Raw genomic sequence first — 11,201 nt, 5'->3', positions numbered from 1 at the left:
CTAGAGAAAACTATTTGAGCTTTAATCAGTGACACTTTGCTTGATACTCTACTACTAAGAAACTCGAAAAATCTGCACTATTGACTTTTGATTTGGTCAAAGGTTTTACAAAGCTACTTGAACAAGCAAGTAATAATCTTCTATCAGTAGTCTCAAGTCCTTGAGGCATTAAGCCTAAGAGTGCATTAGCTTTTGTGATCAAGCAATTGCTTTGGGCAGAGTATTAACAGAAGATCATCAAAGATTAAGAATCAAGCATAACTGATGCTTTACTGTTTTTCTAGTAAAAGCACACCGGATTTTTACAAAACCCAGAAAAGATTATCCAGAATTAAGACAACATTTGCCGAAATTTACTACGTATAAAACTGAGGAGCAATTTTCTGCTCAGTAAATAGAAATCATCAAAAACAATGAGTACTAAATTACTAATTTTAGCTTTTAATTTGCCAATTTTTTTCCTAGGAGCTGGTCAAATTTTCTTGGATAACCACACTATCCCCAAACCGCGCCGCTTATCCTTTGAGAAAATAACTCCCCTAACTAGTCAAACAAAGCTTGAGGAGCAGCCGTATTTATCACCTTCGCTGGCTAACCGTAGAGGTAAAGAAAATGAATGTCGCCATGTAGGAATATGTGAGAGATAACTAGGATTTTTAGAGTAAGATAAACTATCGACAAGTCGAAAACTCTGGTCTGATAGTAGACCTACAGGCAGCATAGGTTTCAAGCCTGATAATGACTACTTATGAAACTAGATTTACCAAGATTTTATAAAGCTTCTAATCCTAGTAAACCTCTGATTATGGGTCAGAAAAAAGACCAGCAGTACTACGTTGATTTTTCTTCCGTTAGAGGGAGCAAAATAATTGAGTCATTGCAGCGGACGATCACACTTCTTTCACCAGATGAGCCTACTTGCCAGTTGTTTACCGGTCATATAGGATGTGGTAAATCAACGGAATTACTCAGACTAAAATTGGAGCTTGAACAGGAAAAGTTTCATGTTGTATATTTTGAGTCCTCTCAAGACCTCGACATGGCGGATGTTGATATTACTGATATTTTACTGAGTGTAGCTGCTCAAGTCAGCGAAAATCTTGAAGCAACTAACATCAAGCTTAAGTCTTCTTACTTTGCTAAACTCTTTATCGAAGTTGCCAATTTCTTACAAACGCCAATAGAAATTAATTACGATGCAGAATTATCAATTAATCTGGGCAAAATTACTGCCAAAACCAAGGAGAGTCCTAAACTCCGGCGGCAGTTAAGAGAGTACTTAGAGCCTCGTACTAGTGGAATTTTAGAATCCCTTAACCAAGAACTTCTAGCACCTGCGATCACGGAATTAAAGCAGCGTGGTAAAGCGGGACTGGTGGTAATTGTTGATAACCTAGACCGGGTAGATATTCGTCCCCTACCCTCTGGGCGATCGCAACCAGAATATTTATTTATTGACCGGGGTGAACAGTTAAGGAAACTTAATTGCCATGTCGTCTACACGATACCCTTAGCATTAATTTTTTCTAATGATGGTGAAACCCTAAAAAATCGTCTAGGCGGTGGACTAACTCCCAAAATTTTGCAAATGATACCAGTGCGGCGGCGCAATGGAGAGGAGTTTTCCGAGGGTATGGAACTGCTGCGACAGCTAATACTCTTAAGAGCTTTTCCTGATCGAACAAGCAATGAACGCCTGGAACTCATCACAGAAGTTTTTGAAACAACCGAAACTTTAGATCGCCTTTGCCGAATTAGTGGCGGTCACGTGCGGAACCTGCTAGGGTTATTGTTTGATTGTCTTAGGCAGCAAAACCCGCCCATCTCTCGTGATTGTTTAGACAGTGTGATTCGAGAACGCCGGGATTACTTAGCTTCATCAATCACCGACGATGAGTGGAACTTGCTCTTTCATGTGGCGCAGCAGCAAACTCTAAGAGGAGATATCCAGTACCAAATCCTGTTGCGCAGTATGTTTGTTTTTGAATACCGTGATCTTGAGGGCAATTGGTTTGGTATCAATCCGGCGTTAGAAGAGACGCAGCAATTTAAATCATGGTTGAACTACAGCCACCAGTAGATATCGCACTATACAACGAGGGTTCATTAAAAGCTCTCCATCGCGCCCTGGCACTTTCGCAAGGTGAATTTTCTTTAGTATTAGTGCGGTGCAATTATAAACTGCTGCAACAGCAAATTTTGCAAGAGCTGCAAAAACTATCTCAAGACAAATACACAATTCGAGAGCTAGAGCTACCCCCCACGGCAAAAACTCTGTTTACAACTATTCAAAATTATGAACACCATAAGCCGTGCCTGAGCAATAAACCTCACCCTGCCTTAATCATTTTAGGTTTAGAGTCTGTGGTTGCTCTCGATGAGCTACTGAATTCCACCAATCAAGTGCGGGATGAGTTTCGTAAGCGGATGCCTTTTCCCTTGGTTTTGTGGGTCAATGATCAGGTGCTGCAAAAGCTGGTAAGGTTCGCACCAGATTTCGCTAGTTGGGCCGCCACACCGATTAGGTTTGAAATCACCACCAGTGATTTGAAAGATTTCCTCTGCCAGAAGGTAGAGACAGTATTTAATACTCTGCTACATCCTGATGCTAGTAGAGAACTTGCTTACAACATCTGCGGTCACCATTCCATCATCAATTTGGCTACGAGTGGTAAACATCGTGTTGAACTTGATTATGCCCTCAGAGATTTATTGGATCGTGGTGTCAAGTTGGATGAACAACAAGATGCTAGTCTGCAATTTGTTTTGGGTTTAGATGATTATGGCAAAGAGCGCTTTAATGCAGCTAAAAACCGTTATCGTCAAAGTTTAAACTTTTGGCAACAAAACCACAATTTAGAGCGACAGGGATTGGTTTTGTTTCATTTGGGCTTGTGTTATTGCCGCCAAGCCGATCAGTATCGTAGTCAAAGACACCGCTATTGGGAGGAAGCCGCGCCCTATCTCAACGACTGTATTGCTGTATTATTCAAGGCTGAGCGTCAAGACTTGGTCGCTCGATTTATCAGTACCCTGGCAGAAATATTACAATACCTAAAATCTTGGTCATTACTGAAAACTACTGCTCAAAAATCCCTGGCTTTACACCAAACCTACGGTACGCAGGCGCAGTTAGCTGAAGATTACGGCTTTCTTGCTGAACTCGCTTGGGAGCGATGTCAATGGACACAAGTTATTCAATTAGCAGAGAAAGCCCTATTGATCTTAGTGGTTGCTGGTGAAGATCAGCCCCCAGAGGCTTGTTTATATCCTTCACTACTAGCCCAAATTTATCGATTATTTTTAGTGAAGGCCCAGCGACAACTAGCTCGGTTGTCAGAAGCTGACAAGCACTTGGAAAAAGCTAGCCAGCAGTTGGCCCAAGCTCTAGAGTCAAGTGATTACTGTTACTATCCTCAGCGCTATCTACACTTATTGGAAACCTTACAGAAGCTCTACTTTGAGGAAAGTCGCTACTTAGAGGCTTTTCGGGTTAAGCAAAAACAGCGTGCGGTTGAGCAAGTATATGGCTTCCGGGCTTTTATTGGTGCCAGTCGCCTACAGCCACAGCGACCCATGATCAATCCGATGTTAGCACCAGTTGATCCACAAGGAATTGTCGCTCAGGAAATAGCTGCTTCCGGGCGTCAAGAAGACGTGAACCGTTTGATTGAGAGGATAACACGCCCCGATTATAAGCTGACTGTAATTCACGGTGATTCCGGGGTGGGTAAAAGTTCTATTATTGCTGCGGGCTTGTTACCTGCCCTAAAACAGAGAAGTCTAGGCGATCGCACTATCTTACCAGTACTACTAGGAGTTTATACTAATTGGCCTAAGCAATTAGATAAATCTTTGACGGAAGCACTCGGAGAAATATCTGAGCTTGCCGCTACTAGTAGCCAGGATCGGTCTCAAGAAGATGTCTACGAGCAGCCAACTAAACTGATAAAAAATCCTCGACAACAAGAGGTTTTAATTCAAGCCTCCAAACTGCAAACTCCAGACTCTTTACTAGAAAGAATACGCCAGAATAGTGAACACAACTTATTGACTGTTTTAATTTTCGATCAGTTTGAAGAATTTTTCTTGGTTTATACTGAGCAAGCAGAAAAAACACCCTTTTACTACTTTATTCGGGACTGCTTAAATTTGCCTTTTGTGAAGGTGTTCTTCTTGATTCGTGAAGATTCCTTGCATCACTTACTAGAAATGGAGGAGGTAGATTTAGAAGTTATTGATAATAATATTCTTGATAAAAAAATTCGTTATCCTTTAGGAGACTTTTCTTTAAAAGACGCCAAGCTGGTAGTTCAGAGATTAACTAACCGCGCTCAGTTTTACTGGGAACCAGTCTTAATTGATGAATTAGTCAAAGATTTAGCTGGCAAGCTAGGAAAAGTTCGCCCGATTGAGTTGCAAGTAGTAGGAGCACAACTCCAAGCCGAAAATATTACTACTCTGGAGCAATATCGGCAGCGCGGCCCTGTAGAAAAATTAGCAGAGCGCTTTTTAGAAAAAGTTATTAAAGACTGCGGGCCGGAAAATGAAAAGTCGGCTCTGTTAATTTTGTACTTGCTTACCGACGAAAACAACAACCGTCCCCTCAAAACCAGTGCTGATTTAGCCAGAGAATCAGGTATAGAGTCTACAAAATTAAATCTCATCTTAGAGATTTTGGAAAAATCAGGTTTAGTATTTCTCCTGCCAGGATTTCCTGTTAACCGCTATCAATTAATTCATGATTATTTAGTAGATTTTATCCGCCAGAAACAGCAAGTTGATCTCCAAGAAGAATTAGAGGATCTACGCCAGAAAAATCAGCAAAGTCAAGATACAATTGACCAACTACTTCGAGAAAAAGAACTACAAGTAAGACTAACTCAAGCAACTGCTAAACAAAAGAGTATTGAAGATAAACTTAATCGAGTTTTGCTCCAAGGAACAGCCCTAGCAGTAATTTCCCTGGTTTTTGCGGCACTGGGATTGCGAGCGTTAATTGGTGAAAATAATGCTCAGCTTAATGCCCTGAGTGCTTCTTCTGAGGCACTGGTGGCCTCCAATAGAGAGTTTGATGCACTACTGCAAATTTTGAGTGCCGACGAGAAATTGCAATATCCGTTAGGGGAGACAATTGATACTAGGGCACGGGTAGTAACCACCTTACAAGAAGCAGTTTATGGCATTAGAGAACTTAACCGCTTGGAAGGGCATACTGATTGGGTTAATAGTGTAGCTTTTAGTCCCGATGGTCAGAAAATTGCCAGCGCAAGTGAAGATCGAACTGTCATACTTTGGAAAGCTGACGGCACTTTTGACAAAAATCTAGTGGGTCATAGCGAGGGAGTTTATAGCGTTAGTTTTAGCCCTGACGGCAAGATAATTGCTAGCGCCAGTAAAGACGCTACGATTAAACTCTGGAGTCTTGAAGGCACTCTACTCAAAACCCTAGCTGGTCACAGTAAGCGCGTTCATAGTATTAGTTTTAGTCCCGACGGTAATACCCTTGCCAGTGGTAGCGAAGACAAAACCATCAAACTCTGGAATGTCGATGGGACTCTACTGAAAACCCTCAGAGGGCATCAGGATCGGGTTTTGGGGGTGAGTTTTAGTCCCGACTCCCAATTGCTTGCCTCAGTAAGTAGAGACAAAACTATCAAACTCTGGAGTAAGGATGGTCTAGAACTCAATAGCTGGCAAGCTCATAACGATGTAGTCACTAGTGTTAGTTTTAGCCCCGATAGTCAAACAATTGCTACTACCAGTGCGGACAAAACTATCAAAATTTGGCAGACGGATGGCAAGTTAGTCCGAACTCTCCAGGGGCATAATGATGCAGTGATTAGCGTTAGTTTTAGCCCCGATGGTCAGAAGCTTGCCAGTGGCAGTCTTGATAATACAGTAAAACTCTGGAGCCGGGATGGAGAAGAACTGGAAACTTTTAAAGGACACGGTAACTCTGTCTATAGTGTGAGTTTTAGCCCTGACGGCGAAACCATTGCCAGCGCCAGCCAGGACTATACAGTAAAACTCTGGGCTAGTGATGGAGGTATGCTCAAGCCAGTTGAGGGACACACTGAGGCAGTCAGTGGTGTGAGTTTTAGCCCCCGCGACCAAACCATTGCCACCGCTAGTTGGGATGGGAAAATTAAACTCTGGAGTAAGACTGGCCAGCCCAAAAACGACTTCCTAGCCCATAGTGATTGGGTTACTGGCATCAGCTTCAGTCCGGATGGTCAGTTGATTGCTTCTGCTAGTAAAGATAAAACTATTAAAGTATGGAATAGAGACGGTACTTTGCTCCATACTTTGTCTGGTCATGGTGGTACAGTATGGGGCGTTAGTTTCAGTCCTGATGGTCAGTTAATTGCTTCTGCCAGTGAAGATAAAACTATCAAACTCTGGAGCAAAGATGGCAAGTTGCTTGATACCTGGAGAGAACATAATGGAGGGGTTAATTGGGTCAGTTTTAGCCCCGACTCTCAGCTGATTGCTGCTGCTATTAGTGATGGTACGGTGATCCTCAGAAGGAGAAATGGCAAATACTACACTCCTCGCTTGAAGGGGCATAATGGAGGGGTTAATTGGGTGAGCTTCAGTCCAGATGGCGAGCTGATTGCTTCTGCCAGTAGCGATGGCACCGTGAATCTGTGGAGTAAAGACGGTAGTTTTATCAATACTTTGGAGGGTCACAAAGACACTGTTTTTAGTGTGAGTTTCTCTCCAGATGGTAAGTTGCTCGCCTCTGCTAGTAAAGACAAAACCGTAATACTCTGGAATATGGATTTAGATAATCTTGTAGAGCGGGGTTGTAGTTGGCTGCATGACTATTTGAAGAATCACCCTGAACAGCGCCGTGATAGTGCCTGCGACAAGTTAGGAGCGATGACTTACAGTCATGGGAACTGGAGTTAGATTCCTGACTCCCATTAATTCGTAAACTCCTACTGTTTTCCGAATAACTTCTTGAACATCAAACTCCCGTAGAACCTTCTTTCGACCAACAGTTCCCATTGTCTGACAAAGTTCTGGGTTTTCGAGAAGTACTTCAATGGCATCAGCCAACTGTGCAGCGTCTTTAACCGGGACTAAAAAGCCATTTTTGCCATGTTCGATTACGTCTCGACAGCCAGGAACGTCTGTTGCTACCAGTGGTTTACCCATCGCGGCAGCTTCTAGCAAAATACGAGGAACACCTTCTCCACCATGGGAAGGAAGTACAACAACCATTGACGGGGCAATAAGATTTTCAATATCATCCACATGTCCCAACAGGTCAACAATTTCTTGGTTGCGCCAATTTTCGAGAGTACTCTGGGAGATTGAAGAGGGATTACCGGGATCTGGGGCACCGACTATCTGGAACGTGGCATTAACCCCTCTGTCTTTCAAAATGCGTGCTGCTTCGACGTATTCGGAAACTCCTTTCTCAGTGGTGAGGCGGGAGGCAAACACTACTATGGGAGCTGATGCTGTGGCTAAGGGAACATCTAACTGATTAGAGCATGGAGAAAAGCGTTTCAAGTCAATACCAGAGCTCTTGATCAAAATAGTGCGGTCTACTTCTACAAGTTTTAGCTCCCTAAGAGTTCGTAAGTCATCTAAATTTAGCAAGACAACCCGTACCCTTTTGGCTGTCAAAGCCAGCTTGTAAAAGGGTTTAATTAGAAGTTGTAAAACTTTTGCTTTGCGCTCTTGACTTGAAAAAATATAACCTAATCCTTCAATAGAATTGACAACTGCTCTGACGTTACATAGCTGAGCAGCAAAGGTGCCGTAAAGAACACACTTAATCGTAAAGTGATGGACAACAGAGGGTTTTTCTTGAAGATAGATACTTGTTAAGTGAACGACAGTAAATAATTCTAATAAAGGGTTAACACTGCGTCGGTTTAACTGTAGTTTAATCCAGCGGAAACCTTCTGCTTGTAGTTTCTCTACATAGCTGTCCCAAGGAGAAACTAAGACAACATCAATTCCTTGTAATTTGAGAAATTTGGCTAATGGTAGGCGGAAGTTATACAGATACCAACCAGTGTTAGCAACAAACAAAATTTTGTGTTGTTGTTGATTGTTGACTCGACTTATTTTGCTTTCGATAGTCTCACCCAATAAGGTCGCCCATCTGTCGCCAAAATGCTTAACTCTGTTAGCATTAGTTGTAATTTGCTTTGAAAGATGCTCTGAAAATCGCATGATTTCCTTGAAAGTTGCTACCATTTTTATGCGCTTGTGAGTGTGCAGATAGATAGTTCCCAATGTAACTTGGCAGTAAAGTTTATCACTTGTTATGTCACGTATTAAGCTTTAAGAGGAAGAGTAATTCTTGAGGCAATACTTCTCTATCCCAGGCTTGCTGCTGATGATTGGTTGCCAAACAGCTTAATTAAAGTCTTTTTTGTAATAGTCTTTTTGCCTTCTGTACCTCTGATTCTTGGTCGTAGTAACTGCGATAGTAATTGTAATTGTATGAGCTGTAATTTTGGTTTTTAAAGCTATTAGCAATCACACCCAAAAGGGTGACCCTAGAACTTTTTAATTCGTCTGTTGTTTGTCTTAGTAGGTGTCGGTCTGTTTTGTTGAGTCTGACTACTAAAACTACTCCATTTGTATAGGGAGCTAAAATCTTACTGTCGGCAAAACCAAGGGAAGGAGGCGTGTCATAGATAACCAAATCAAAAACTGATTGCAATTGCTCCATTAAAAGTTGCATTCGCTTCGAGTAAAGAAGCCTCGTTGGATCTGGTGAGGGTTGTCCTGCGGTCAAAACGTAGAGATTATTCGACGAAGGTACTCTCTGAATTGCGTCTTTAAGCTTCAGACCAGTAGCAATAACATTACTCAGTCCTTGGGTGTTAGGTAAACCCAACAGACGATGAACCTGAGGACGCCGTAAATCGGCATCCACCAAAAGTACTCGCTGTTCCATCGCTGCAGCTGCCTCCGCCAAGTGCATGGCAACGGTAGATTTACCATCTGAGGGTCCTGGTGAGGTAACTACTAAAGAGTTGATTGGTGTATCAGAACCCAGAAAGCGGATATTGGTATGCAAAGAACGAAATGCTTCTAAGAAGGGAGAGGCAAAATACCACTGATACTTGCGACCATTAGCCGGAGTAGTTGCTTTATTGCTGCTTAGCTTGCCATTTGTGAACTCGATTGTCTCTAATTCTGTTTTCGGTTGAGATTGCTTGAGTGCCTTGTCGAAGGGAATTACGCCCAAAAGCGGCAGTCGGGTAGATTGCTTGAGTTCTTCCGGGGAACGGAACACGTTATCTAGTTTCTCTGTGAGTAAAGCAGCTCCTAGTCCCAAAAATAAGCCAGCAGCTGTCCCCAAAATCAAATTCTTTACGGGATTAGGAAAGATGGGTACTTCAGGCACTTTTGGTTTGGAGAGAAGCTTCCAGGGTAAAGTTTTCTGGGCTGCATCAATCTGGAGAGTTTCCCTAGCGGCTAAAAAGCGATTTAAACTGTCTGTGGCTACTTTAAGTTCCCTTTGTAGATCATCATATTTACGGGCAATGAAGGGCATTTTCCCGACTTGCTGATTTAGAAGACTCGCCGCCTGCGCTAGTGCCGACTGTTGTACCTCTAAAACTCGAATGCGGTTGGTGGCATCAACAAATTGCTGAGTTAGTTCTAAGCGCAAATCACTAGGAGAGGTGAGAGAGTCGGAGTTAATCACGCTTTCCGATAGATTACCCCCCAGCACTTTTTGTGCTTCCTGACGCAATAAAGGGAGCAAATTTTGTCTTTGCTCTTGTAGGGCTTCAATGGCGGGACTCCCATCTAGAAAGCGGGCTGATTCGAGGGCTAAACTGATTTCGACTTTTTGCAACTGGTTGAGTAACTGCTGGTAACGAGGCGCTTCACTCAGATAGGTTGCTGTAATTGCTTGATTGGGTTGTAGACCTAATTGTTCCTGTAGCTTGCTATAGAGGGTAAGGGTGTTATTTAACTGCACCCTCGTGTCCAATTGCTGTTGCTGAAGCGTTTGTACTCGCTCTGAGAGTTGTTTGGCTTGGGCTTCAGGTTCTAGTAGTGCGTACTGCTGCCTAAAGTTTTGCAGTTGTTCGGCTAATTTATCAACCCTCTGCTGCAATTCTGGCAACTGGTTTTCTACAAACTTAATTCCTTGGGAGAGGTCACGCTGTCTTTCTTGAAAGCTGTACCTCAGATAGATTTTAGCCAGTTCAAATAAGAGAAACTGAATTTTTTGTGGGTCTGTATCCTGGTAGTATACTTCCAGTATTTTTGTGCCGTTGAGTCGCCTGATCGTGAGTTTGTTCTCGGCAATTAGAGAATCATAGGTAACTTCAGGATACTTAAGCGCCAGCTGTTTGATGAATGGCTCAAGGACTTCGGGTGAGCGGAGAACTTCAATTTGCGTTTCATAATCTAGACTAGAGTTCTGGAAGCTGGAATTACCTATACCCGGTACTTCGCTCAATTGATTGAGTTGGTTGGGAGTAGCTACTGGTTCTACTAAAAGTTGAAACTTTGCTTCGTACCGGGGCTCTTGATGAAAAGTCCACCAACCTACGGCAGAAGTCACGGCGATTGTCACTCCGAAAATCACCGGAATCCGACGTCGTAGCACACTCAAGAGCCAACGCAGATCGAGATCTTCCTCTTTCTCTGGCAAGGGATGCTCATAAGCGGATCCTAGGGAATTCCCGTGCTTCCCATTTCCGTTGGGTGATACAAAAAGATAAGACTGTTCATGTTCCATCTTGCATCCCTTTAAAGGTTTTGTGGGTTAACTCAGGTTCCATTGGCAAGCCAGTGTTTTTTCCAACCTTTACTATTTAAGCGGCATTCCGCTCAAATCTACACTCTTTTCCCTCAGAGCAGGTATATCCGTAGTATTGCTTTCCGGCATCAAGAAATGTCAGTGAATTTGTTGGTCGCTCTTAATGGTCAGCTCTGGGTAATTTTTGCCTCCGCATTCAGCACCCTTTACCGTCGCATCAGTAATTTGGCAAGAATAGCTCAAAGATCTACTGTGTGTGAATCACATGCTGTTTAAACGAGACTTTTAATTATAAGAATAATCATAAATCTGGTAATCTTAGTACCAAATTATCAATAAAAGAATATCATTGAGCTGGTAAATCGGTAACTCAACATAGGTAAGGGTAAGGGTCATAGGTCTGCGAAAGCCAGATTTTAGTCAATATCGAGTTGCTACTCTCAAGTTT

At 42.7% G+C, this 11,201-nt stretch carries 5 protein-coding genes; 3 read left to right on the top strand and 2 right to left on the bottom strand.

Annotation, left to right across the window (positions count from 1 at the left end):
* Positions 1-413: 413 nt before the first annotated feature.
* The 3 genes from ACT7WV_RS15625 to ACT7WV_RS15615 all read left to right on the top strand — a co-directional run bounded on the left by ACT7WV_RS15625 (position 414) and on the right by ACT7WV_RS15615 (position 6,915).
* Positions 414-647 (top strand): hypothetical protein, encoded by a 234-nt coding sequence (locus ACT7WV_RS15625; protein ID WP_445103764.1) that lies wholly within the window; start codon positions 414-416, stop codon positions 645-647.
* Positions 648-748: 101 nt separating this feature from the next.
* Positions 749-2,080: a P-loop NTPase fold protein gene (locus tag ACT7WV_RS15620; RefSeq protein WP_445103763.1), complete on the top strand. Its 1,332-nt coding sequence runs from the start codon at positions 749-751 to the stop codon at positions 2,078-2,080.
* Complete coding sequence (locus ACT7WV_RS15615) at positions 2,056-6,915, top strand: WD40 domain-containing protein (protein WP_445103762.1); 4,860 nt, start codon at positions 2,056-2,058, stop codon at positions 6,913-6,915. Before ACT7WV_RS15620 ends, ACT7WV_RS15615 begins: the two co-directional genes overlap by 25 nt.
* On the opposite strand, the gene ACT7WV_RS15610 is transcribed toward ACT7WV_RS15615, so the two are convergent.
* Entirely contained in the window at positions 6,877-8,220 is a 1,344-nt protein-coding gene (locus tag ACT7WV_RS15610; RefSeq protein ID WP_445103761.1) for a glycosyltransferase family 4 protein, read from the bottom strand. The genes ACT7WV_RS15615 and ACT7WV_RS15610 overlap by 39 nt on opposite strands.
* Positions 8,221-8,386: 166 nt before the next feature.
* Positions 8,387-10,732, bottom strand: a complete 2,346-nt coding sequence (locus ACT7WV_RS15605; protein ID WP_445103760.1) for a GumC family protein — start codon at positions 10,730-10,732, stop codon at positions 8,387-8,389.
* Positions 10,733-11,201 lie beyond the last annotated feature (469 nt).

The sequence above is a fragment of the Symploca atlantica LB2515 genome (assembly GCF_052546295.1).
This window is presented reverse-complemented; position numbering and strand designations above follow the sequence as displayed.